General features: G+C 62.2%; 24 protein-coding genes and 2 tRNA genes. 17 read left to right on the top strand and 9 right to left on the bottom strand.

Translation table 11 applies throughout. The annotated features are described in order from the left end of the window. Nucleotides 1-12 precede the first annotated feature (12 nt). The 5 genes from HY696_05290 to HY696_05270 form a co-directional block, all read right to left on the bottom strand. The gene (locus HY696_05290) at nt 13-1,572 is read right to left on the bottom strand and encodes an aldehyde dehydrogenase family protein (protein ID MBI4237817.1); all 1,560 of its coding nucleotides are present in this window, start codon (nt 1,570-1,572) and stop codon (nt 13-15) included. Next, nucleotides 1,569-2,888, bottom strand: a complete 1,320-nt coding sequence (locus HY696_05285) for an acetyl ornithine aminotransferase family protein (GenBank protein MBI4237816.1) — start codon at nt 2,886-2,888, stop codon at nt 1,569-1,571. The genes HY696_05290 and HY696_05285 overlap by 4 nt, the downstream gene beginning before the upstream one ends. 182 nt (nt 2,889-3,070) lie before the next feature. Beyond that, entirely contained in the window at nt 3,071-3,340 is a 270-nt protein-coding gene (locus tag HY696_05280) for a hypothetical protein (protein MBI4237815.1), read from the bottom strand. Beyond that, entirely contained in the window at nt 3,337-4,338 is a 1,002-nt protein-coding gene (locus HY696_05275) for a hypothetical protein (protein MBI4237814.1), read from the bottom strand. The genes HY696_05280 and HY696_05275 overlap by 4 nt, the downstream gene beginning before the upstream one ends. Nucleotides 4,339-4,513: 175 nt before the next feature. Continuing rightward, complete coding sequence (locus tag HY696_05270; protein ID MBI4237813.1) at nt 4,514-5,686, bottom strand: acyl-CoA dehydrogenase family protein; 1,173 nt, start codon at nt 5,684-5,686, stop codon at nt 4,514-4,516. A 107-nt stretch (nt 5,687-5,793) separates the two neighbouring features. Here HY696_05270 and HY696_05265 point away from each other — a divergent pair, with 107 nt between their 5' ends. The 10 genes from HY696_05265 to HY696_05220 all read left to right on the top strand — a co-directional run bounded on the left by HY696_05265 (nt 5,794) and on the right by HY696_05220 (nt 15,677). Beyond that, the gene (locus HY696_05265; GenBank protein ID MBI4237812.1) at nt 5,794-6,024 is read left to right on the top strand and encodes a BolA family transcriptional regulator; all 231 of its coding nucleotides are present in this window, start codon (nt 5,794-5,796) and stop codon (nt 6,022-6,024) included. Nucleotides 6,025-6,032: 8 nt separating this feature from the next. Continuing rightward, a complete protein-coding gene (gene grxD / locus HY696_05260) occupies nt 6,033-6,344 on the top strand; it encodes a Grx4 family monothiol glutaredoxin (protein MBI4237811.1) in 312 nt (103 codons plus the stop codon). Further along, a complete protein-coding gene (locus HY696_05255; protein MBI4237810.1) occupies nt 6,344-7,111 on the top strand; it encodes an NTP transferase domain-containing protein in 768 nt (255 codons plus the stop codon). Before grxD ends, HY696_05255 begins: the two co-directional genes overlap by 1 nt. A gap of 81 nt (nt 7,112-7,192) precedes the next feature. Then, the gene (locus HY696_05250; GenBank protein MBI4237809.1) at nt 7,193-8,140 is read left to right on the top strand and encodes a Fic family protein; all 948 of its coding nucleotides are present in this window, start codon (nt 7,193-7,195) and stop codon (nt 8,138-8,140) included. Nucleotides 8,141-8,208: 68 nt separating this feature from the next. Continuing rightward, entirely contained in the window at nt 8,209-9,294 is a 1,086-nt protein-coding gene (gene hemE, locus HY696_05245; GenBank protein MBI4237808.1) for a uroporphyrinogen decarboxylase, read from the top strand. Between the two features lie 4 nt (nt 9,295-9,298). Continuing rightward, nucleotides 9,299-10,702 carry an oxygen-independent coproporphyrinogen III oxidase gene (gene hemN, locus HY696_05240; protein MBI4237807.1) on the top strand — a complete coding sequence of 468 codons (1,404 nt, stop codon included), beginning with the start codon at nt 9,299-9,301 and terminating at the stop codon, nt 10,700-10,702. Between the two features lie 20 nt (nt 10,703-10,722). Beyond that, entirely contained in the window at nt 10,723-11,742 is a 1,020-nt protein-coding gene (gene hemH / locus HY696_05235; protein ID MBI4237806.1) for a ferrochelatase, read from the top strand. Further along, nucleotides 11,697-13,079: a protoporphyrinogen oxidase gene (gene hemG / locus HY696_05230; protein MBI4237805.1), complete on the top strand. Its 1,383-nt coding sequence runs from the start codon at nt 11,697-11,699 to the stop codon at nt 13,077-13,079. Before hemH ends, hemG begins: the two co-directional genes overlap by 46 nt. A gap of 314 nt (nt 13,080-13,393) precedes the next feature. After that, a complete protein-coding gene (locus HY696_05225) occupies nt 13,394-14,860 on the top strand; it encodes an FAD-binding oxidoreductase (GenBank protein MBI4237804.1) in 1,467 nt (488 codons plus the stop codon). Between the two features lie 31 nt (nt 14,861-14,891). Next, entirely contained in the window at nt 14,892-15,677 is a 786-nt protein-coding gene (locus HY696_05220; protein MBI4237803.1) for a hypothetical protein, read from the top strand. A gap of 104 nt (nt 15,678-15,781) precedes the next feature. Here HY696_05220 and HY696_05215 read toward each other — a convergent pair whose 3' ends face one another. From HY696_05215 to HY696_05205, 3 genes are all read right to left on the bottom strand, one after another. Further along, nucleotides 15,782-16,525: a hypothetical protein gene (locus HY696_05215; GenBank protein MBI4237802.1), complete on the bottom strand. Its 744-nt coding sequence runs from the start codon at nt 16,523-16,525 to the stop codon at nt 15,782-15,784. A gap of 143 nt (nt 16,526-16,668) precedes the next feature. After that, complete coding sequence (locus tag HY696_05210) at nt 16,669-17,769, bottom strand: hypothetical protein (GenBank protein MBI4237801.1); 1,101 nt, start codon at nt 17,767-17,769, stop codon at nt 16,669-16,671. A 209-nt stretch (nt 17,770-17,978) separates the two neighbouring features. Then, entirely contained in the window at nt 17,979-19,988 is a 2,010-nt protein-coding gene (locus HY696_05205; GenBank protein MBI4237800.1) for a hypothetical protein, read from the bottom strand. Between the two features lie 46 nt (nt 19,989-20,034). On the opposite strand from HY696_05205, the gene HY696_05200 reads away from it, so the two are divergent. From HY696_05200 to HY696_05185, 4 genes are all read left to right on the top strand, one after another. Beyond that, entirely contained in the window at nt 20,035-20,883 is an 849-nt protein-coding gene (locus tag HY696_05200) for an SDR family oxidoreductase (protein ID MBI4237799.1), read from the top strand. 153 nt (nt 20,884-21,036) lie between these two features. Further along, the gene (locus HY696_05195) at nt 21,037-21,432 is read left to right on the top strand and encodes a PilZ domain-containing protein (GenBank protein ID MBI4237798.1); all 396 of its coding nucleotides are present in this window, start codon (nt 21,037-21,039) and stop codon (nt 21,430-21,432) included. Nucleotides 21,433-21,452: 20 nt separating this feature from the next. Continuing rightward, a tRNA-Val gene (locus HY696_05190) sits at nt 21,453-21,524 on the top strand. A 97-nt stretch (nt 21,525-21,621) separates the two neighbouring features. Continuing rightward, nucleotides 21,622-21,689 (top strand) — tRNA-OTHER (locus HY696_05185). Nucleotides 21,690-21,735: 46 nt separating this feature from the next. Here the strand turns inward: HY696_05185 and HY696_05180 are convergent. Next, entirely contained in the window at nt 21,736-22,164 is a 429-nt protein-coding gene (locus HY696_05180) for a hypothetical protein (GenBank protein MBI4237797.1), read from the bottom strand. Between the two features lie 177 nt (nt 22,165-22,341). On the opposite strand from HY696_05180, the gene HY696_05175 reads away from it, so the two are divergent. The 3 genes from HY696_05175 (at nt 22,342) to HY696_05165 (ending at nt 24,594) form a co-directional block, all read left to right on the top strand. Beyond that, nucleotides 22,342-22,797 (top strand): hypothetical protein, encoded by a 456-nt coding sequence (locus HY696_05175; GenBank protein ID MBI4237796.1) that lies wholly within the window; start codon nt 22,342-22,344, stop codon nt 22,795-22,797. A 76-nt stretch (nt 22,798-22,873) separates the two neighbouring features. Further along, on the top strand, nt 22,874-23,557 hold the full coding sequence (locus HY696_05170) for a hypothetical protein (protein MBI4237795.1): 684 nt from the start codon (nt 22,874-22,876) through the stop codon (nt 23,555-23,557). A gap of 98 nt (nt 23,558-23,655) precedes the next feature. After that, nucleotides 23,656-24,594: a hypothetical protein gene (locus HY696_05165; GenBank protein ID MBI4237794.1), complete on the top strand. Its 939-nt coding sequence runs from the start codon at nt 23,656-23,658 to the stop codon at nt 24,592-24,594. Nucleotides 24,595-24,678: the final 84 nt, after the last annotated feature.

Below are 24,678 nucleotides of genomic sequence, written 5' to 3'. Positions count from 1 at the left end.
AATCCGCGAAACTTAAAGGCGGTAGCCGAGGTCGGCCGCCATATAGCCGGTGTCGATTTGGGCCAGCTGCAATTGCCCGCTCATGTCCCAATTGACCGCTTGCCAACGCGTGAATTGGTCGATGACCCACACACCGGATTGGCGCGCCCCGTTCCCCGATCGCCCATTGCCACCGAACGGCAAATGGGCCTCGGCGCCGGTCGTGGAATTATTGATGCTCGTCATCCCGGCCGTAATTTCTTCTTTCCACTGATACACCGACGCCGGCGTGTTGGTGTACAGCGCGGACGACAGCCCGTAGCCGGTCCCGTTCGCCAATCGAATGGCCTCGTCGAGGTCGCGACACGTCAAGACGTTGAACAACGGCCCGAACGTTTCAGTAGCGTAAATCGCATCGTCGGGACGGACGCCGTCGACGATCGTCGGGGCGACAAACCAGCCGTCGTCGGGCGAGCCGCCCCGCCACTGGGCCCACGGCTGCTGTTTCGTCAAGCGTCCGGTCGGCGTCGTGAGCACGCGGTGATGCGGCTGGATAAGGGTGTCGAGGTGTCGCTGGTGATTGCGGAGCAATCGTTCGCCGATTACGGGCCCGTAGAACACCGCTTCGTCGGTTGGGTCACCGATTTGGATCGCGCGGACGCGTTCCAACAGCTGCGCCAGGAACGGTTCTCGAATGCGTTCGTGGAGGATCAGATTCCCGAGGCTGGTGCAGCGTTGGCCGGCCGTGCCGAAGCCGGACCAGAGTGCGCCGTCCACGGCGAGCGCCAGATTCGCGTCGTCCATCACGACCAACGGATTTTTGCCGCCGAGCTCGAGACATGGGACTTGCAAATTCCGCCCGCAGCGCTCGCCGATGCGCCGCCCCACTTCGGAGGACCCGGTGAATCCGAACTTGTCGATTCCGCCGCGATCGACGTGGTCGATCAGCCATTCGCCGGTAGAATCGGCGCCGCCGCCCCATACCGTTTGGAAGACGCCGGCGGGACACCCGGCCTTGTGCATCAGCTGAGTAAAGTAGTACGCGGTCAGCGGCGTATCGTCCGACGGTTTCCAGAGACAGACATTGCCCGCCACCAGCGCCGGAATGAAATACCACGACGGCACCGCGACGGGAAAGTTCCCCGCCGTGATGCACGCAAAGACGCCAATCGGGCGGCGATACGTAAAGAGTTCCTTGCGCGACATTTCGGACGGAACGGTCATGCCGTACAAGCGCCGCCCTTCGCTGACGAAAAAGTTACAGGTGTCGATGGCTTCCTGGACGTCGCCGCGCGCCTCGCGGATCGGCTTTCCCATTTCGCGCGTGACACAACAAGACAGCGCCTCTTTGTTTTCTTGCAACAGCCGCCCGAAATTCGCGATGACCCCGGCCCGCACCGGCGCCGGCACTCGTTTCCACTGCGTCCAGGCACTGCGCGCCCGCTCGACGGCCTTCGCAATTTGTTCGCGCGACGCGATCCCGAAAGTACCAAGCGTGTCGGCAATTCGGGCTGGATTCGTTGAAGGGAATTGTTCGCGACTGGTTTCAACGGTCTCACCCGACCACCACGCGATGCCTGTCGATGCGCTCATAAAGACTCCGCAAAGATTTGCAACGCGACATCCAGCTCCTGACGGGTAATGGTGAGCGGCGGACAGAAACGAATCCCGTTCGCGCCGCAGCCGAGCAACAACAGTCCGCGTTGAAATGCGCGTTGGATGATCGCGTTGCGTTCGGTCGTCGCGCGTTCTTTCGTGGCACGATCCCGCACCAACTCGACGGCGACCATCAACCCGCGCCCGCGCACATCCCCGATCAGCGGGGCCTTGACTTGCAACGCCCGCAACTGCGCCAACAGATATTCCCCCTGCGCCGCCGCGTTCGCAATCAGGGTTTCCTGCAACAAATCGAGCGTCGTCAGCGCCGCGGCACAGGCGATCGGATTACCGCCGAATGTAGAAGCGTGCGCCCCCGGCGGCCACTGCATCGCGTCGGCGCGGCTGATGATCGCGCCGAGCGGCAGGCCGGACGCGATCCCTTTCGCCGTTACAAGGATGTCGGGAACCAGACCGTCATATTCACAGGCCCAGAGTTTTCCGATCCGCCCCATGCCGCACTGAATTTCGTCGGCGATCAGTAGGATGCCGTGTTGATCGCACAACGCGCGGAGTGCAGGGAGAAAGTTTGCGGGCGGCACGACGTAGCCACCTTCGCCTTGGATCGGTTCCACGAGGATCGCCGCCACTTCCTTCGGCGCGGCAATCGTCGTGAACAGGCGATCGCGGATCCATTCGATACACCAGGTGGCGTACGCCTCGGCGTTTGCGCCGAACGGAGCACGATATGCGTCCGGATACGGCGCATGCACGACGCCGGGCAACAGCGGCGAGAAACCCTCGCGCTGGATCGCTTTGCTGGCAGTCACGGACAGCGCGCCAAGTGAGCGGCCATGAAAGGCCCCAAAGAAGCCGATGATTTTTTCCCGACGTGTGGCATAGCGCGCCAGTTTGATCGCGCCTTCCACCGCCTCGGCGCCGCTGTTACAGAAAAAAACCTTCTTCGGCGCCGTTCCGGGCGCAGACTTTGCCAATCGTTCGGCCAGTTCGATCTGCGGGGTGTAGTAGAAATCGGTCCCCGACATATGAATGAGGCGTTCAGCTTGATCGCGAATCGCGGCCACCACGCGCGGGTGACAATGGCCGGTGGACGTCACGGCAATACCGGCCGTACAGTCGAGAAAGCGGTTACCGTCGACGTCGTCGATCCAACAGCCCTCGCCCCGCGCCACGACCAGCGGGTAGTCTCGCGTGTACGACGGAGAAACAGCGGCATGGTCGCGTGCCAGCCATGCCGCGGCCTGCGGGCCCGGTAGGGCGGTAACGAGACGTGGTGTCTGCGGTGCGGACATAAAAAATAGCCCCGCTCTGGGGCGGGGCTATCTACCTCGAAGCAGTGCGCGATGGCAATCACTTAATCATTAGATTCGGGGGCCTGCGCAGCACCGCTAGTGCTATTCGGAGATGGATTGGGCGACGCCGCGCAATGCCCCCGCCCCCCGCGCCGATCGCAGGCAAAGCCTGTCGATCGGCTTTACGGCTCGTCATCTCGGGCGATGATCTCCCAGCAATTCAACCATTCATATTCCAGCTCGAGGTCGGCACACGCGGCTTGCATGGTCGCGACATCGACGGTCACCGTGGCCTCGGCCGCCGTCGCGCAATTAAAGACCTCCGCGCCGTCGAAGCTGATCGTTTGGGCCTCACCCACCGCCGGCACCTCCCCGGCGGTCACCTCGGCCAGGTAGGAGGCAGACGCCGTGTTGTCGGGCAACTTGGTGTCCCCGTTCCATCCTTGCGTCACGTCGTCACTCCAGCTGAAGCTCCCCCTTGAGCCGGTAGATTCCCCGAGATGATGGCATGCGCGGCCCCGTCGCCCAACGCCAGCAGGCCGAGATTATACCCTGACGCGGCCACATCATTGCCGTCGATCAACTGCGCCGCGGAGAAGATCCGGTGCGAGAACGATCCCGACTCGCTCTCCTGCACATAGTCCCCGCTCTCGTAGCCGCTGTAATCGATCGTACTCGGTGTTTGCGTGACCGTCCCGCTCCCGTGTCCACTGAATGCGCTCGACTCCCACCGGAAGGTCCCCGCGATCGTCTTGGACCCGACGAAATGACCACTCTCCAGCGTGCCGTTCACGGTGACTGACTCACTCCCCTCGCCGGACTCATCACTATAATTGTGCTTCGTCGCCATGGCGAAAGCGCCATCCGTCACAGTCTGGTGGATATATTCATTCTGAGTCGTCTCGCGGCAGGCGTGCATCGCGAAGTCCGTAATCGAACCGTCCGCGCCCCGCGTGATCTGGATCTGGACCTTCGAGGGACCACCGCCCCGGCCTTCCGGTTCGTTCACCATATCGAGGTCGAAGATATGCGGCTGCCCGTTGTAGAGATCGATCCCCAACTCCTGATTGGCTTCGAAGGTCTGCTGGATATAACAGAGGACCCGATCCCCTTGGGCCGCAGAATTCAGGGCATGGCGGAACCGGGCCGACATCTCGCACGCCGCCAATGAGCTGTTCGTATCGAAAGTGTCGCTGCCCATCGTGCCGAGATTGATCCCGGTCGTCGCCTTGGACAGTGATTTGGCGAGACTGTTCGACGTCGAGGACTCCTGGACCGGCGACGTCGCCAGCGGGAGCTGATCGATTGTCGTCACGCCGCTGTCGCTCGTCGTACTCGCTCCCCCGGTGGAGACCGTCCCCGTCACACTGCTCCCGCACGCAGCCAACAGTCCGATTAGTCCCACGACGGTCAAATGATGAACGGAACCCAACCATGGCGTCCGGTGCATATTCCCTCCTTGTTGGTGAATGGCAGAGATTCGTATTGCATTAGCCTTGCCAACAGGTTCCAAAACAGAAGACGGCCAATTTTGAACAGTTGCCCCGTCGGACCTGATCATCACGGGGTCACAGCACACCCCTGAGCTCGTCAAATCGCCCGCTGCACACCCATTAGTCGCAGCTTCACGCATACGCCGGAATTCCGGTGATGGCCTCGCCGAGGATTAACGTATGCATGTCGTCCGTGCCTTCATAGGTGTAGACGGATTCGATATTCGCCATGTGGCGCATCACCGGATATTCGTCGAGGATCCCGTTTGCGCCGTGGATCTCACGCGCCAGCGACGCGGCCCGCCGCGCCACGCGCATGTTGTGCATCTTGATCAGCGAAACATGGTGAAACTTCGCCTCTCCTTGGTCTTTCAACCGCCCGACTTGCAGCGCCAGCAGTTGCCCCGCGGTAATCCCTTCGAGCATCTCCACCAATTTGCGTTGCGTGAGCTGAAATGCGGCGATCGGCTTGTCGAACTGGATGCGCGCTTTACTATAGTCAAGCGCCCCTTCATAACACGCGATCGCCGCGCCGATCCCACCCCAGCCGATTCCATAACGCGCTTGGGTCAGACACATCAGCGCGGCCTTCAGCCCTTCCGTGTTCGGCAACCGATTCGCCTCCGGCACCACGACATCTTGCAATACCAATTCGGACGTGACCGACGCACGCAGGCTCAACTTCCCAGTCATTTCCGGCGCCGTAAATCCCGGCGTCCCTTTTTCGACTAAGAATCCCTGCACCACCCCGTCGTCGTCTTTAGCCCAAACGATCGCGACATCGGCGATCGTCCCGTTGGTGATCCACATCTTCGCGCCGTTCAATACCCACTCGTCGCCGCGCCGCTGCGCCCGCGTGATCATCCCGCCGGGATTGGAGCCGAAGTCCGGCTCGGTCAGCCCGAAGCAGCCGATCTTCTTCCCTTGCGCCAGCAACGGGAGCCACTGCCGCCGCTGCGCCTCGCTTCCAAATGCGTAAATCGGATACATCACCAGCGCCCCTTGCACCGAGGCAAAGCTCCGCACGCCGCTGTCGCCGCGTTCCAACTCTTGCATCAGCAATCCGTACGCCACGTTATTCAGCCCGGCACAGCCATATTCTTCCGGCAAGGTCGGGCCGTAGAAACCGAGCTCCGCCATTCGCGGCACCAGTTCCATCGGGAATGTGCCCTTGGCGTAATGTTCGCGAATGATCGGCAACACCGCGTCGTCGACGAAGTCCCGCGCCATATTTTGGATCATGACTTCGTCCTCGGAGAGGAGCGTTTCGAGTCGGCAAAAGTTGAACCCTTTAATAGTGGCCATAGTGTCTCCTGTAGTTTGTCTTGGGCCGCTATAAGCGAAACGGGACGCGGTGGGAATGCAAATTGGGAATTGTTGCAATCCGTCGGAGATCCGCTATAGCCCCCGCCATGCTCTCGCATCAAGAACTCACGCGGCTGATCCGTGCCGCCATCCCCGATGCCGAGGTCGCAGTGCGGGAATTCGCCGAAGGCGGCGACCATTTCGCCGTCACCGTGGCCTCGGCCGCGTTCAATGGCAAATCGCGCGTCTCCCAACACCAAATGGTCTACGCGGCGCTCCGCCCACACCTCGACTCCGGGGTCGTGCACGCGCTCGCACTCACCACCACCACGAAATAGGAGCCCCAATGGATGCCACATTCAAACAACAGATCGACACCCTCCTCGCCCAACACAAAGTCGTCGTCTTCATGAAGGGGGCCCAAACCATGCCGCAGTGCGGATTTTCGGCACGCGTGGTGCAAATCTTCAACACGCTCGGCGTGGCGTTCCACGACGTCGACATCTTGGCGAATGAACAAATCCGGACCGAAATGAAGACCTACTCCAACTGGCCCACGTTCCCGCAAGTCTACATCAATGGCGAATTCGTCGGCGGCTGCGACATCGTCACCGAAATGTATGAGAAGGGGGAACTGCAACCCCTCGTGAGTGCGTAATGCCACCGTCCGTCCGTAAAGCGGTGATCCCGATGGCCGGCAAGGGCACACGCTTCCGGCCGATCACGCACGTCGTGCCGAAGGAATTTCTCCCGATCCTCAATCGCCCACTGATCGACTATGTCGTGCAAGAGGCCGTGAGCGCGGGCTGCGAAGAAATCATTTGCGTCACCGCGCCGGGCCGCGAACTGATCCGCGACTACTGGCCACACACCGCATTCGCCGCGCACCGCTTGACGATCGTGCATCAAACCGAGGCGTTGGGACTCGGCCACGCGGTCGGCTGCGCCGCCGCAGCGGTGGGCAACGAACCATTTTTCGTGCTGCTCCCCGATATCATCATCGACGCGCCCACATCGGTCTGCACCCAATTGGCGCAGGCGTCCGCCAGCACACAGGGACGCCCAGTCATCGCAGTCCGTCCGGAACCGACCGAACGCTTAGCCAGTCTCGGCGTCGTCGCCGTAGACGCGTCACCCACGCCGCTGCTGCCGATCCGCGACTTGGTCGAAAAACCGGCGCCCGGCACCGCGCCATCCAACTTGACGATCGTCGGCCGCTATCTCCTGCCGCCGACCATCTTCGATGACTTGCGCCACGCCACACCCGGCGCCATCGGCGAAATCCAACTCACCGACGCGCTGCGCACCGTCGCACAGCGCGAAGGCCTCTCCGCCCTCCAATACAGCGAAACCGCCACCTTCGACTGCGGCACCCCCAGCGGCTGGTTGGCCGCAAATCAATATTTCGGCAAACCCCGCGGGTAATGCAGCACCCGCGTCCGTTTTTTGTCAGTTGTTCCTTTCTCGTTAATATGGCATAGAGTTTTTTTGAATCCACACCATATTATGGGTCTCGTACCGAAACCTCTGCAGGCCACGCTCGAGCGCAAACTACAGGCGCTGAATCGGCTGCGCCCGTTGCCACGGACCGCGGTGTCCAAACTGCGCGAACATTTTAAGCTCGAAATGACGTACAACTCCAACGCGATTGAAGGGAACAGTCTGACACTCAAGGAAACGTTCCTCGTGCTGCATGAAGGGATCACCATTAAAGGAAAACCGCTCAAAGACCATTTAGAGGCCAAAGATCATCATGCGGCGTTGGACTATCTGTATGAACTGGTGGGCCGCGATACGCGAGTGACCGTCTCCGAACACTTGATTTGCACTCTCCATCAAATCATCACTCGGGAAACCGAGCGGGAGATGGCGGGTCGCTATCGGGAAAGTAACGTGATGATCGGCGGAGCGGCGCATACGCCGCCCGATGCGCTCGATGTGCCGGACCACATGCGCGTCTTGATACAATGGCTGCATGCACATCAGAAAACGTTGCATCCCGTTGAGTTCGCGGCGCTGTTGCACCATCGGTTAGTGCATATTCATCCGTTTCTAGATGGCAATGGCCGGACCGCCAGACTGTTCATGAATCTTGTCCTCATGAAATCGGGATATCCCTTAGTCGTGATTTTGAAGAACGATCGTCGGAAATATTATCGGGTCTTGAGCGCTGCGGATTCAGGACACCTCCTGCCGCTTGTGCAATTCATCGCACAAGCCGTCGAACGATCGCTCAATATCTATCTGAAGGCCCTGACACCGATATCCAAACCCCGTGAAGTGTTTCTGCCGTTATCAGAAATCGCCAAGAAGAGTCCATATTCCGCAAAGTATTTGAACCTCTTGGCCCGACACGGGCGGATCGAATCCCATAAAGAAGGCCGAGTGTGGCTCACTTCCCACGAAGCCCTGCAACGCTATCAAGCCGGACGCCAGCGAGCCCGAAAGGTCTAAACGCCGCACGACACGCCGGATGCGCTGCCGCACTTTACATCCCCCGACGGTTCGCTTATGGCAGCGGCATGTCGCACTCGATGGATACTCCGGTGTATGCCCCGGCCGAACGGTTTCTCCGCGCAGCGCGAGGCGTTGCAGTCGATCGGCCGCCGGTATGGTTGATGCGGCAGGCGGGGCGTTATTTGCCGGAATATCAGGCGGTGCGACGTGAACATAGTTTCGTGACGTGCTGTACGACGCCGGAACTGTCACAGGAAATTTCGCTGCAACCGTGGCGGCGTTTCGGGATGGATGGCGTGATCGTCTTTACCGACATCCTGATGCCGCTCGCCGCGCTGGGACTCGCGTTTTCGGTCGATGAAGGGATCGGTCCGATCCTGGCGCCGCCGGTCCGCACGCAGGGCGACGTGCGGGCATTGCGCACGGCGGATGCCACCACGGCGTTCGGCTATCTCGCCACGACATTGCGCGGGATCCGGGGCGCAGTCGGCGACCAGGCTGCGGTGATCGGGTTTTGCGGCGCGCCATGGACGGTCGCGACCTATATGGTGAGCGGCGGCAAAGGCGCCGACCCAGCGGCGGTGCGCCAGCATTTATTGCAGGACCACGCGTTTCGCACTGCGCTCTTTGAACGGCTCGTGCCGTTGTTTGCCGATTATCTCACGCTGCAAATCCAAGCCGGGGCACAGGTGGTGCAAATCTTCGACAGTTGGGGCGGCGCGCTGAGCCGCGAGGAATATGATGCTGCGGCCGCACCGGCGTTGCAGGAATTAATCGCGCGTGTCCATCGACAGACCAATCACATGGCCCCGATCATTGTTTATTGTCAGCCCGGCCAGCATTTGCTGGAGACCTTCGTCGCCGCCGGTGCCGATGTGGTCAGCATCGATTGGCGGATGGGGCTGCGCGCGGCGCGGGAGCGCGTGGCACCAGGTGCGCAGCAGCGCGGTCGGCCGGTGGCGCTACAGGGCAATCTGGATCCGGAGCTGCTGTTGCAAGACGCCGCGACGGTGCGAACGCAGACGCAGCGGATGTTGGCCGAAGGCGGCACGACGGGCTACATTGCCAATCTCGGCCATGGGGTTATCAAGACCACGCCGATCGAAAATGTGCAGGCGTTTGTCGAAACGGTCAAAACGTACGCATATTAAAAGTATGTTCCAAACAACGATTAACGGGACGGCCGTCCGCTTCGATGCAGCGTTAGTGGCGAAATACGATCGCCCGGGGCCGCGCTACACCAGTTACCCGACCGCGCCGCAGTGGCACGCCGCGATCGACGCTGCGGGCTACGCGCAAATTCTCGCCGCCAGCAATGCGGTAGCGCGGCCGTTGTCACTCTATTTTCATCTCCCGTTCTGCGAATCGCATTGCACGTTCTGCGGTTGCAACGTCATCATCACGAAACAGAAACACGTCGTCGAGCCGTATTTGGCCGACTTGGAACGCGAAGTCGCGCTCGTTGCGGCGCAAGTGGATCGGCGGCGCGCCGTGGTCCAATTGCATTGGGGCGGCGGCACGCCGACGTATCTCTCGTGCGACCAAATCGAACGCGTGTGGCAAGCGATTGCGTCGCACTTCACGATCGCGGCGGATGCGGAGGTCGGCGTGGAAGTCGATCCGCGCGTGACCACGGCGGAGCAATTGCGCGTGCTGCGCCGGCTCGGCTTCAATCGCGTCAGTCTCGGCGTGCAAGATATCCATCCCGAAGTCCAAGCGGCCGTGAATCGGCTCCAGCCGCTCGAGCTCACGGCCGCACTGATCCGCACCGCGCGCGCATTGGGGTATGCGAGCGTCAACACCGACTTGATTTACGGCCTCCCGTATCAAACGCCGGACAGTTTCCAGGAAACCGTCGCGGCCGTGCTGGCACTGCAGCCCGATCGCGTGGCGTGTTACAATTTCGCGTATGTCCCGTGGTTGAAGGCGCAACAACGCGCCATCGATCCCGCCACCTTGCCGGCGGCGGAAACAAAACTGACCACGTGGTGCCAAACCATTCGCCAGTTCGCGGATGCGGACTACGATCTGATCGGCTTCGACCACTTCGCGCGGCCGGACGACGAAATGGCGCGCGCGCGGCGGAGCGGGACCTTGTGGCGCAATTTTCAAGGCTACACGACCAAGGCCGGGACCGATTTGCTGGCGTTCGGGATCACAGGAATCGGCGACGTCGACGGCCATTATTTGCAAAACGTGAAAAAGTTGCCGGAATATCGGCGCGCGGTGCAGGCTGGGACATTTCCGTTGGAACGCGCATGTCATCTCACGCGGGACGACTTGATGCGGCGCTGGGTGATTCGCGAACTGTTGTGCAACGAACGCGTCGACGCCAATGCGGTACGGCTCACCTGGGATACGAACTTCGGCGACTATTTCGCTGCGGCGCTCGCCGCGTTGCAAGAACCGATCGCGGACGGACTGGCCACGTGGGACGGGACAATCCTCGCGATCACGCCGCTGGGGCATTTATTCGCGCGCAACGTGGCGATGTGTTTCGACGCGTACCTGCCGAGCGAACCCGCAACAGTATCCGCGCGGTACTCGCGCACGATATGAGTCATTAGGAAACGCTACTCATGAAACCATTACTCCTCTTGCTCAATTTCGGTGGTCCGGCGACCACGGAACGGATCGATCGATACATTTACAACATCCTCGCCGATCCGGCGAATTGGCCGTGGGGCTGGTGTCGCTGGCTACAGCGTCCGGTCGCACGGATGATCGCGCGGCGGCGGGCCGCTCCGGTCGCGGCACAATATGCCCAGATGGGCGGCGGGTCGCCGTTGCTGCGCTGGACCGAACGGCAACAAGCCGGACTGCGCGCCGCACTGCTCCCCACGTGTCCCGAGCTGCAAATCGCGATCGGGATGCAATATTGGGAACCATTCATCGAAACCACATTGGAGCAATTGCGCGGTGAAACCTGGAGCGACATCATCTTGCTGCCGCTCTATCCGCATTGCTCCTTCACCACGTCGCGCGCCTGTCTCGATCGGGTCGAACGTTGGTGGCAACGACACGGACGGCCCACGGCACGCATTCATCGACTCGAATCGTGGTATCAGCATCCGGGCTACATCGCGACGTGCCAACAGTTGTTGCGCGAGACACTGGCCGACGCGCCGCAACGCGACGAGATCCCGATCCTCTTCACGGCACACGGTCTGCCGCAAGCGATCGTGCGCCAAGGCGACCCCTATCCGCGGGAAGTCCTCGACCAGATCATGCGGATCGTCGGTGACGGCGACTTCCCGAATCGTTGGCTGCTCGGGTACCAAAGCCGCGTCGGGCCGGTGAAATGGCTGGAACCGGATGTCGAGACCTGCATTGAACGGCTCGGCCGGGAGCGTCCGCACACGGTGTGCGTCATGCCGCTCAGCTTTGTGGCGGATCAACTGGAAACGTTGTACGAAGTCGATGTCACCTACGCGGAACATTTGCGGCAGCACGGCGTGCAACGCATCTTGCGCGTCCCGACCTGTAACGATCATCCCCAATTCATTGCCGCCCTCGCCACCCTGGTGCGCGAAGTGCTCGGAGTTTCCAACGTATGTCAGTCGACGTCCTCATTATCGGTGGCGGGATTGCGGGCTTAACTGCGGCGCTGCGGTTGCAAGCGGCCGGGGCCCGCGTCCAGGTGCTGGAAACGGCGGCGCGCGTCGGCGGCGTATTGCACACCGAACGGCTGCACGACTACCTCGTGGAGCGCGGACCGAACAGCATCAGCAAGAGCACGGCGGCGTTGGAATCGCTCATCGATGACTGCGGACTGCGCAACGACGTGCTGCTCCCGACCGGCGACGCCAAGGCCCGCTTTATCTATGCAAAGCGGCAGCTCCACCGCGTGCCGCTCGACCCGATGGCGCTGCTGACCAGCCGCCTCTTCTCGTGGCGCGGCAAACTGCGCATCCTCCGCGAGCCGTGGATCCCGCGCGACGGCAACACCCACGAATCGGTCGCCGACTTTGTCCGTCGTCGCTTAGGTCCGGAGATGCTCCACTACGCAATCAGTCCGCTGGTCGCGGGCATTTTCGCCGGCGATCCGGAACAACTCGAACTCGGGAGTGCATTCCCGATCATGGCCGAACTCGAAGCGGAATACGGCTCGCTCATCCGCGCGGCCATCAAACGGCGTAGCGGAATGTCACGGCAAATCATTTCGTTTCGTCACGGGATGCAGCAACTCACCGATGCAGTCGCGGCACGGCTGGGAGACGCCGTAACGACCGACGCATGCGTCCAAGCGATCGCGCCGCTCGCGGCTGCAACACGCCGCTGGGCGGTCACATACGCGCGCCAACATTCTACGGTGCAGACCACCGCCGACCATATTATCTTCGCCACACCCGCCGCAACAGCCGCGGCGCTGCTGGAGCCGCATGCGCCGACCATCGCCGGACTGTTGCGCGCCATTCCGTATGCCCCGGTCGCCGTCATTCACGCCGCATATCGGACGCTCGATTGCCCGCGCCCGCTGGAAGGCTTCGGCTGTCTGTTGGCGCGCGACCCGGAACGCCATATCCTCGGGATGATTTACTCCAGCAGCCTCTTCCCCAATCGCGCGCCGATCGGGACCTGTCTCTTCACTAGTTTCATCGGGGGCTTACGTGAACCGACTGCCGTCGACGCCTCCGACACTGCGTTGCAGCAGTGGTTCATGCAGGACGTCGCCGCAATCTACGGCATCACGCATCCACCGAGCACGTTCAACGTAGTCCGCCATCGCGCCGCGATCCCGCAATACACGATCGGCCACCACGACCGCGTCGCCGCGATCCACGCCGGCCTCGCCGCGCTTCCCGGCCTGCTGCTGACCGGCAACTATCTGGCCGGCGTCTCCGTCGGTGACACCGTCGCTCACGCCGCAGCTGTGGCAGAACGGATTTCTCCTGCGACAAGAGCCACTCAGACAGCAGATCCGGCAGCTGTGTAACAATACAATATTTATAACGATTTATCTTATCCGACAGCTTGGCCGTGTGAATTTCATTGGGATTTTTCTCCGGTCACCTCCATAGCGGTGATCCTCCCGTATTTTTGACCCCGTCTGCCGGGCTCTACCGTTGCGTACAGCGCGGCGTGGAGCCATTTTTCGCCCTCACAGGACGCAGCGTCGCAGAACAAAACAATGCTTTCGCCTGCTATCGCACACCCCCTAACTTCATTTGAATGGGGACAGGTACCTTCAAACCATGTATTGGCAACGGTTTGAAGGTACCTGTCCCCATTCAAATGAAATGAGTTGCCATGCCCGCCGACTCGACCGATCCACTCGCCCATATCCCCGCCCGCACCGACGTCATCCGGCGCGGCGATGACCGGATCGCCGCGTATCGGCACGACACGATGTTGACCGGCGACCCCGACGTGGTCGTGCGGCCGGCCGACACGCGCGAATGTGCGGAGCTGCTGGCGTATTGTCATCATCACCACATTCCCGTCACACCGGCCGGGTCGCGCACTTCAATGACCGGCAGTTCGGTGGCCGACTCGGGCGTATTGCTCTCGTTGGAACAAATGCGCGGCGTGATCGATATTGGCCAAGCGGCGGGCCACGCTGTTGCGCGCGTGCGGCCCGGGACCATCCTGGGCGAGTTGCAACAGCAAGTGGCCGCGGCTGGATTTTTCTATCCCCCGTCCCCGACCAGTCGCCACGAGGCGATGCTCGGCGGCACGGTGGCAACGAACGCGACCGGCGACAACACCTATCGCTACGGGACCACGCGGCGCTATGTGCGCGGACTCCGCGTGTTGCTGACCGATGGGACCGAGCGGGAACTGTCGCGGCCGTGGGAACAATCAGTCGTCGAACTGAAAAATACGGCGGGATATTTCCTGGCCGGCACGGAAATCGACTACTTCATCGGCTCCGAAGGGACGCTCGGACTGATCACGGAACTGACGCTTGATTTGTTGTCCCAACCGCAGCCGCAACTCGGACTGTTCGTTTTTTTCCCGTCGCCCCGCGCCGCGCTCGACTTGATTGCGCTCGCCGACCGCGACGGCCGTGTCCGCGCGACCGCGTTGGAGTTTATCGACGGCCGCGCGTTGGAGGTCATGGCCACGCATCCGACGTTTCCCGGCATTCCATCGGGCGCGGGCGCGGCGCTGCTCATTTATCAAGAGTACGCCGAGGAATCGCGCGATCCGGTGTTGAATGCCTGGTTCGCGATGCTCACCGAAGCGGATCCGCAGATGATGCGATTGCTGGATCACGCGATCGTCGCAACGCAACCGCGCGACGTAGAGCGGCTGCACCAATGGCGACACCAGATTCCGGTGGTGGTGAACGAGCGCGGCCACGCATTGGAAGCGAACGGCGGCGGCAAAGTGGGCACCGATTGGTGGGTCCCGATCGCGGAGATGCGTGGGATGATGGACTACATGTACGAACGCTCCAACGCGCTCGGCATTCCGTATCTGGCGTTCGGCCATCTCGGAAACGGCCATCCGCATGTGAATTATTTGACGGCCACGCCCAATGAACGCGCCCGTGCGCAGGCTTGCGTGCTCGAATGCTGCCACGAGGCCGTCCGTCGCGGCGGCGGTGTCGCCGGCGAACACGGACTCGGCAAACTCAAACGCGATTTGCTCGCCATTCAACATCCGCCAGCAATCATCGACCAAATGCGCGCGCTCAAACGCCACTACGATCCGCACTGGATCCTCGGCCGCGGGAATATCCTGATCCCGCCAAAGATTAGTGGGCGCTAGCAGGCCGCTAAAAATCGTGTATGCTTTCCTTATGTTCACTCGCGATCGTTGGCATCGTCTCGTGTTGCATCTGATGCGGGCCGTGAAGCCAACGCTGTTCGGCTCGCTCGGGCTGTTTGCGCTCACGTATGGGTTGATCGAGCGTCTCCCGGCGCCGGAGACGCTGCATCCGCTGCTCCTCCAAGCGCCGGTGCAGACGCCGACGCAGCTCGCGCCGTTTGTCCAAGACGTGCGAGGGCAGAGTTATCTGGTCCATCCACATTTTGAATACACGTTGGCCGGGCTCGTCGTGACGCAAAATGATCTCGCGAAATCGTGGCTGGAACGCGTCGGTTTCCGGCACGATCCGTTCAATGAAAAAGATATTTGCGTGGTGTGGGGCGGCACCGCGGCGAGCGGCGCGTATCGGGACGCGAGTTTTTCGTCCGGAAGCTTTACCTGTTATGTGCAATTCCCCAGCGACGCGGCGTTCAGCATGGAAGAGCTGTCCAACAATCACCTCCTCCCCGCCACGCCGGCCATTGCGGCAACGCTGCACGACATCCGCGTCGGCGATCAGATTCATTTGCACGGGCAATTAGTCGATTATGGCGTCGGGCTGGCGGGCGTGCGCACCAGCAGCACCACGCGCATCGACCAAGGCAACGGCGCGTGCGAAGTTATTTACGTCGATCAACTCACGATCCTCCACCCCGCCAATGCCGTGTGGCGACTCCTCCACAGCAGCGCCGGTTGGGGAATCGTCGCATCACTGCTGCTGTGGCTCTACGCAACGTTCTTCCATAATTTCGTCGTGGGAGAACGGCAAGCCCGTTAACGGCTGCCGCGCACACAGCATGATGGCGCGCCGCCCCACAACATAGTTGTTGATTATCATGAAAAACAACATCGCAGCGGTGGCCGGATACACACACCATCGCCTCAGCGCCTGCGTCTCAGCGTCGCGATCACGGAGAAACCGATCTGCTGCGAGTAGTCGTTGGGACGCTGGCCGTTAGATTCATCCCACCCTCTTCGGCCGATCGTGCGATACGGTCCGCCGTCGCCGTCCGAACGGCCATAGCCGATTTTCCCATAGCTCGAGTCGCCGGTATGGTCGCCATGGACGTTGAAGTCGGCATCGAACGCCAGCCACTGCGAGATCGGCACGACGGTGGACATTGCGCCGACGAGTTGTGCCTTCGTCGGGAGCGCAAACGTCCCCGCACCGCGGGACTCCTCGGTCCGGAGCAAGCCATACGCAATAGCATGGAACCAGGAGATGCCGATCACGGGCAGGTCATCGCCATCCTGCGCCGCGCCATATTTCGCTGCGGGCGCGGCGATCATCTTGAGCACAATATCGGCACCCAGCCGGTGGATATCGCCTCGATCGAAATCGAACGGCGGCCAGTAGCTGATGTCACACTCATGTGCGTGGGGAAACAGTTCGGCCGCGTAATTAAAAACTTCGGGCGGGAACGTAGGAGAATAATACGGATCGGCGTCACCAATCGCCGCACTTTGCACTTTGATACCACTCGCGCCCGTATGCCAATCGTGGCTCAGCCGAACATACTGATCCCGCGCGACCGCCCGCCACTCGCGATTGGTCACCAGCTTCACCGAATGACGCCCGAGCGACCCCTGCCGCACACCAGACATTGCACTCCGTCGCACCGCCATAGTGCCTCCTTTGGTGCGCAACACTCCCTGCATCGGTCGCGTTGCGGTCATCACTACCGCGCGCCACGCCTCCTCTGACGTTGCGGCGCGCTTACTCCTGCCGATTGTTTCGGCGCTCCGCGGAAAAAGTTGCGTGGCGCGTGTCAGCCCGCCTCCGCCCATCTGAAAGGGCGAAATGAAGGACGCCAATGATCCGACAGCAGCTCCACCGTACCAAGACAGGTCAGCGGCCGACGATCGGAGCCTTGTATGACCTGCGACAGGATCACGCGGTCGAAGGTCCGGCCAAAGGCCGGATCGATGCTCAACATCGCCGCCAACTGCGTGAACGCCGCTGCCGATATATCGTGGTAGATGACGAGGTATCGCTGACGACGCCCCAGTGGGCCATCGGGTCCGTACTCCTCCGTAAAGGCCGCCAACTGATCGGACGCATGGTCAATGAACCGTATCCAATTCGCCGGCTCCCCACTGCAGCAAGACTTCACCTCCACGCCATCCTGTCCATTCAGAATGAAGTCGGCGTTCCGACAATGGAGCGAGGCGCTGGTCCGCAGGCGTTGATTGGGAATCGAGGTCAGCGTCACCCCGGCCGCGACCAGTTGATACACGAAGAGGAGCTCGGCGTCGTACCCGTGCCGCATGGGGGCCAATCGCGTTAGATGTCGCGCCGTAGTCACACCGAAGAAATCGACATCCGCCCCAAACGCACCACACGCGGCGGCATGGCGGTCGGCTGCGGACAACACGACCAGGGCGTCCGGTTGATCGATCTGGCCCAGCACAACCAATTGCAGCAGCTCCATGAAGGAGAGAAACTGATCCGCGCGCGACACCGCACGGTCCAGACTCCGCCCCAAGAGCGCCGCAATCGCCGGGTGACACGTCGCGGCTTCGGTCATGACATCGAACACTGCGATGGCCCGCTGCAAGGGGGCGGCTCGGTCGCGCATATGGACCCGCGTGTTGGGCCAACTGCCATCGGGCAAACGGCCAGGGTCCGGAAACGTCTCCCAGAGATCCCGGACAATCGTCTCGGCACGCCCGACCGCTTCATCCAAATCAACGGACGTGATCGCGAGGCCAAGCCGCGCCGCTGTTTGGACCAACCGACCGACACTGGATATCCCCGATGGACGGGCCCACGGCGATCCCCTGCCGGCGGGCGATCCTCGCAGCAGGAAATCCAAACGTGCTTGTCCATCCACCCGCGACAGCGAATGTCCACCATCCGCTCTCCGCATGGCACGTTTAGACTCCAGGATGGCCTTCCGAGGGCTCCATCCTTTACGAACTTTCCCGTCGTGACCGCGCACGCGTGACATCGTGATATCCTTTCTCCCGTTATAACGGAGTATCGGCCGCACGACGGAAAAGTTGCGGCGCCCGGCGGCGCGGGGAATCGGGATGGCCACGCCCGCTCAAACGGGAGTTCGGTCACAGGTTTTATAGTTCACGCTTCCAACTCGCGCAACGCGGTGGCGGTGTCTTCAAGCAGGGGTTGGGCGCTGAGCGGGGCGCCGACGGCGTGTTCCATCCAGACGTCCGGATAGACTTGGCCCATTGCGCACATCCGCGGCATTTCCTTGCCGAGCACCTTGCCGCGCAGGAAGCGGCGGATTTGATACGCGGCCACATAGCCGAGCGGATAGTCGGCCAGATAGAAGTCGCACCAGAGGATGTGGGAATAGACGGCGAGCAGGCCGTGGCCGTCGCAATTGAAGACGCGGCGATAATATTTGTTCCAGACGCGATCGGCGATCTTGCGGATCTCGTCTTGCATCTGCGTGGCCGTGGCGCGGGGGTGGTCGTAGAGCCAATGGAAAAAATCGATCTCGACCAGCGCCGGCCCGGCGATTTCGTAGGCCTCCCAAAATCGCTGCAACATAACGGCGGCCTGATCCACTTCGCGCTGCCGTCCTAAGATTTCATCGGCGCGATCTTGAAAGGTGAACGCGAAACATTCAGTGAGCGCGGTGTTCGGCACGCCCCACAGCGAGCGATGATCCATCCGGTAACTGCTGAGCACGCCTTCTACGCAATGTCCCAGTTCGTGCATGAAGGTGCCGAATTCGATCTCGTTGATTCCGGCCTTGGCGATGCGAACGCGCAGCAGTTGGATGTCGAACGGCGCGGCGGGCGACCACGCGTGACCGGCGCTGCGGCCGTTGTCGACGCGGATCTTGCTGCCGACGAACGTGGCGTCGGCATCGGCGAAGCCGAGCCGCTGCAAAATGCCGGGAATCGCGCGTTGCAACGTAAGTCCGTCCGGATAGCGCTCGCCGACGGTATAGCCGAGTGGCGCGCGCGCGCCGCCGTCGGTGAAGCGTTTGAAATAGAGATCGAACGGTTCGAGCGGACGCCGGAACAGGCGCGCCAGATACGCGCCGACACCCTCCGCGACGCCGGCTGACATCACGTCAGTTAAAATCTGCCGCACGCGCGCTTCTTCAAGTTCGCGGTCTTCGAAAAATTTCTGATCGATCAGGTTGCCGTAATAGGTGTGCGCGTCGATGCGCCGCTGCACGCCGAACAGCTTGCGGAATTGGGCCCAACGCAACCCGCCGTGGCCGCGCGCCCGCTTGGTCGTGCCATTCGCCGTGACGGTGCCCGCCACGAGATTCCACTCCGCGTCCGCGTTGTCGAGCACCTCCGCAGGCACTTCGCCGTGAACCACGCGCTGCATCAGCCCTAAAATCGCGCGCTGTTTTTTCAGCCCGTTCGGATCTTCGTAGAGCGACATCATGTAATCGCGCAGTCCCCAGTGGGAACTGAGCCGCGTGCCTTGCGGGAAACCGATCTCCGGATCGCCGAAATCGATTCGGTCGAGGTACAAATTGTAACCGGAGACAAATTTGTCGACTTCGGCCTGCACCGCACTCTGCTCGGCCAACAACCGCGCGGGGATAAATTCGCGACCCCACTCGGCCAGCCGTCGGGCAACCCATCCTTCGCGCGTAGCGGGAATATCGCGCCGTTCGGTGCCGAAGTTCAACTGCACCAGCGGGGCGATTTCGAACGTGCGGAAGTCTTCGTGCAAATGGCTCCCGATCGTGAACGCGCCGAGCAGCTCTTCAGCGGGCGACAGTGGATCATCCGCGATGTCGAGCCCGCCACGTGATTCTTTGCGCACTACCGAGACCGCGCCGCGAATGGTGCAGTAGAGTAAATCGAGTCGTCGTAACAGTCGCGATTTTTCCTCGCCCGGCGGCATATAGTGGCGTTCGCAAAACGCGCTGAACGCCTTCGCGCCGCCGCCTTTGAAGTCCCAAATGCGGGCGCAGGCCGTGACCCCTTCCGTGATGTCCCGCTGCGCCTCGCGGCCATGCCGCTGCAGCAAGCGTTTGCTCACGTCGCGGATCGCGGCCCGCTGCGTCTTGTTCAATGCCGGACGTCGCTGTGTCAGTTTCCCCATAGGCGCGCCGTTGTAGCGGAGCTCCGCCACGGCTGCAAGTGATTGCATGAATGGCCATTCCCACGTAGGACGCAGGGACACAGGAGGCGTCCATATGTTCACGACAGATCTGCATCGGGACCGTGTCTATCTGATCACCGGCGGCGGCACGGGCCTGGGCCGCGCGATGGGAGAACGTCTCGCCACGCTCGGTGCGCACTTAGTGCTCACGAGTCGCGACACGGCACATCTCGAAGTCGGCGCCGCGGCGATGCGCGCCCTCGGAGCCCGCGTCTGCACCATTGCGTGCGACATTCGTAAGCCGGAGGCCGTGCAAGCCATGATCGACGAGGCCTGGGCGACCATGGGCCGAATCGACGGATTGATCAACAACGCGGCCGGCAACATCGCCGCCCCGACGGAGTTGTTGTCTGCCAATGCGTTCAACGCCGTCGTCAGCGTCGTGCTGCAGGGCAGTTTCTATTGCACCCACACGCTCGGAAAACGATGGATCGCCGCGAAGACGCCGGGCCGCGTCCTCTCGATCGTCACCACCTATGCCTGGACCGGCTCCGCCTACGTCGTCCCATCGGCCTGCGCCAAGGCCGGCGTGTTGGCGATGACCCAATCGCTCGCCGTGGAATGGGGCCCGTACGGCATCCGGCTCAACGCGATCGCGCCGGGACCGTTTCCCACGGCGGGCGCGTGGCAACGCCTGATGCCGCCGGGTTTCGAGCAACATCTGACGCAGCGCAATCCGACCCGCCGCCTTGGAAAACCCGAAGAGCTCGGCGACCTCGCCGCGTTTCTGCTCAGCGACGCGGCCGACTATCTGAACGGCGCGTGCATCACGATCGACGGCGGCGAATGGCTCGCCGGCGCCGGCCAGTTCACCGCGCTGGGACAGCACTTGGACCGGGACGCCTGGGCCGCCCTCCAGCAGCAGGCAAAAGGGTCACGTTAATATTCATCCGAGTGGGGACAGGTACCTTCAAATCCATATTTGGCGCACCTTCGAAGGTACCTGTCCCCACTCGGACGTTTTTTCGGCGCGGTCGTCGAGTACTACACGCTTCTGCATTTGACGTGCGTAGCGAGACACGCTAAGCCCCCCACCATGGACGCGGCAGCAGACAACCGGCGACGTTTTGCGCGACTCGATTTGGCCCTCTCGGTGAGCTATCGGCTCCTCGACGGCGGCACTATCATTCACGACCCGCGCGAGGCATTGAGCAGCGACATCAGCGTCGGCGGGCTGCGGCTAATGACGCCGACCGAACTACCAACCGGTTCGGCGGTGGAGTTACTGGTCACGTTGGAAGGCAGCGCGGATAAACCGGTGGTCGCGACCGGCGAAGTCGTCTGGCAGCACCGACTGAACGCCACCAGTTACGAGACCGGCGTGATCATCACCGAAATGCCGGACGCCGACCGCTCCCGCTTCATGCAATTCGTATTCGATCAAATGAGCAAAATCGTCACCCCCCTCGGCAGCAGTGGGACGATAAAGTAGCACCACGCAGTAAACAACTTGGGCGCTTAGCTCAGCGGTAGAGCATCGCCTTCACACGGCGGGGGCCAGAGGTTCAAATCCTCTAGCGCCCACAAGTTGGAAATGTTGCTCAGCGGTAGAGTAAGCGCGTCGGAGCGTCAGCGGAGACATGGCGCGCGGTAGTCAATGTCCACAGCGCGACCGAGCAGGGAGCGTTGTGAACCATTGGAACCGCCTTCACACGGCGGGAGTCAGAGGTTCAAATCCTCTAGCGCTCACAATATACAACGTCGGAAGCGTTCACCCCTCACCAACCACTTGAAATCACTCCGGCGGCGCCGTCACGGTGAGTGTAACGGCGATGTCTTCGCCGGCGTCGATGGCGAGCGGAAAGGTCTCGACCTGCACAAGTCCTTGATACGTCCCCGGCGCCAAATCGGCGGGATTGATCGATACGGTGAAATTTTCTTCGCCATAGATCGCATGCGGCTCAACCGTGATCCAATCCACCGTCGCGCTCACGTCGGCACTGCAGGAATAAAAGCCGTCATCATAATATTCACACGACGCCGTGACCGTTTGGGTCGCGGGCGCCGTGCCGGCCGGTGTCGTGAACGCCAGCTCGTGCGCGCTTACGGACACGGACGTGGTGAGTGCCGCGGTCAAGAGCGCGTCGCAACCCAACGCGTACGCGACACTCGCACCCACTACCGCCAACCAAAGCCCCAGCCACCGTCCCAGCGATTGCCGCATCACCGCCCCCTACCAAGCGCTCTAGCCACAGCACGCGACAAGAAGTCAACCCGAGCCGAGAAGATGCCAATCCTGGCCTAGCGGCCACGTCCCTCGGACAGTATGGAAATATGGAGCGAAGCAAACGATCGTCCTTCGTCTTTTCGTCCATCGTCCTTCGTCCCACAAGGAGGTTTCATGATCAGGAGTCGCACAGTTCGTCGGTTACCACGACGCCCAACCACGGTTGAGGCACAGCGCACGCAGCAGAATGGGCGTCGGCCGACCACCACAGCGGCAACGTTTCGCCGCATCGCCCAACCAGCGCAACTACAGCGGTGCACGACCGACACGGCACCAGCGCCGGTCCCCGCAGCGGTCTGGTCGCCGGCGCGTAAATTCCTCGCGGCATTTGCCGTGGTCACGGCATTCGGCGGTTGCGATCAAGGGTGCTCGAACCAGACTATGCGCTGCAACGGCCCGCGTCACGACGACGAGCGTTGTGTACCAGCCAAACCGGGATTCAAAGACGACATGCCGCGTGGGCGATTTATTTTCGCCCCCCCTCCCCCACCCGCTACCAGAGCCACCACAGTGGCGGGCGCCCGCACTTTATTGCATTCACTGCTGGAAACCGCTGAGGATGCGGGCTAGAGGGAACCGCATGACGCTACGGCGCGCCACACCGGCGGTTCACCACACGGGCACGCACTCCACCCTCGGAGTCAGGATGCCCGCAGCCTCGGCGCGCGCCGGCAGCCACCAACGTGCGACCACCTGTTGGCCACGTCTCTCCACCACAATCACCTGGGCGTGTTGCTCGCTCCTCGTGGGCTGCGGACGACCGGGGTCAACGGATGGCGCGCAGGCCTCATGGAGTCGTGCATTGGAAGGCCGCGCGGCCGCTGCGGCCGGTGTCCCAAACTTGGCAGCCGACCGTTTCTTCCAGGCGCGGCGCGCTGCAGCCGCCAACATTCCCGACACGCCGACACACGCGGCCCCCGTCTACCGTCGCATCCGCGACTTCGGTATGTTGGAAGCGGCCGAGTGGTGCCGGGTCGGGGAGTATGGCTATGCCGCATTGGCCCTGCAGGCCACGATCGCCGACCTCGGCGGCGAAGGGGTGGAGGATTCGGCAGAACGGCCGGTCGATACTTTGCGTCTGCTCGTCCAAACGTGTCGCGATTTAGCAGGAGAACAGATCGATCTCGGCGCGGACTGGCAACGGTTTCGCACTGCCGCCCCCGACCGTGCGTTGTCACACGTCACGGCACTCGTCGACGCGGCGCTGTCCCCTTACGATCACAATACGTATGCATCGGGGCCTGACGGCAGCAGCATGGGCGTCCTGCTGCACCGATTAGCGGAAACGGCGAAGGGCACCGCCCACGCAACAGCGGGGGCCGCTCCATGACGCGCATCCACTGGTCGGCTTGGCGCAACCTGGGAACGGCTCGACGCACCGTCGCAGGCACGCCATGTCAACGCCCGCAGTCCGCGAAACAAGCCGGCATGGCGGAACCGATATCGCGCTTCCCCACGCCGGAACTCGCATTCCACAGCGGCCCGGCGGCGGCGGAACAATTCATACCGCGACTCCGGCGCGGCGGTGGCAGCGCCACCGGCTTCGCCGTGCCAACGGCCCTCGGGGCAGCCGCCCTTCTGGCCACCGGCTGTCAAGAAACGCCGACCGCGTGCCGCAACGCCATCCAAGCCGCCCAACTTGAACATCTCGCCCCGGAGTCGTGCGCCGGGTACGCAGCCCGCGACAGCGTCGTGCAGGGCATCCCCTGGCTGGCCTTGCTCGCGGTCGCCGTCTTGGCCGCCCGCTCTAAGACGGCGCGCGGGATCGTTGCCCGGGTGCGGGCCCAACACGACACCGAACGCGTGCGCGCCGCGAATCGTTCGGAGATCGCCGTCGTCCAAGCGCGGGTGCGGGAATACATCGCCCGCCAAGACAAGGATTCCCTGATCGTGGCGGCCTCCCATTTGGCGGGGCTCGACACCGCGTATGCCACGATCGGAGACGCCGAAGCGCGCGAGCGCACCGGCCTTGGCGCCGCGATCCTCTACTTTCTCGCCGTCCGCGCCGGCGCCTCCGAATTGGCCGGACGTCCGGCGCTCATGTTGGAACAACTGGCCACCGGACTCGACGAACAAGGAGAGGCCCTGCGCGCCCAACGCACCCGCGTCTTCGAGCATTTTTTCCGAACCCTCGCCGGCGATCCACACGCGCATTTACAGTCCGTCCTCACCATTTTCGGAACCATCGCACACGGCGAACAGACGCCGGACGCGCTAATCGGCTGGTTCAGTGAGGCGTTGCGGGCCGTCGGGATCCCACACGTCAGCGAATCGCCGTTCGCCCGCTTGCCGCAACTACTCCACGAACCGCCGACGCCGAAGCCCACGAGTGAAGGCGACCGCTTTAGCATGCTGGAGTTGGAATGAATGCACCCCGCCCCAAGGGGCGGGGTATCCACCTCCCTCTCCCTTTGGGGAGAGGGGGAAAAAAAGCGCGGCAAGCCGCGAGGA

The organism is Deltaproteobacteria bacterium, from assembly GCA_016210045.1.
Classification (GTDB): Bacteria; UBA10199; UBA10199.
This window is presented reverse-complemented; position numbering and strand designations above follow the sequence as displayed.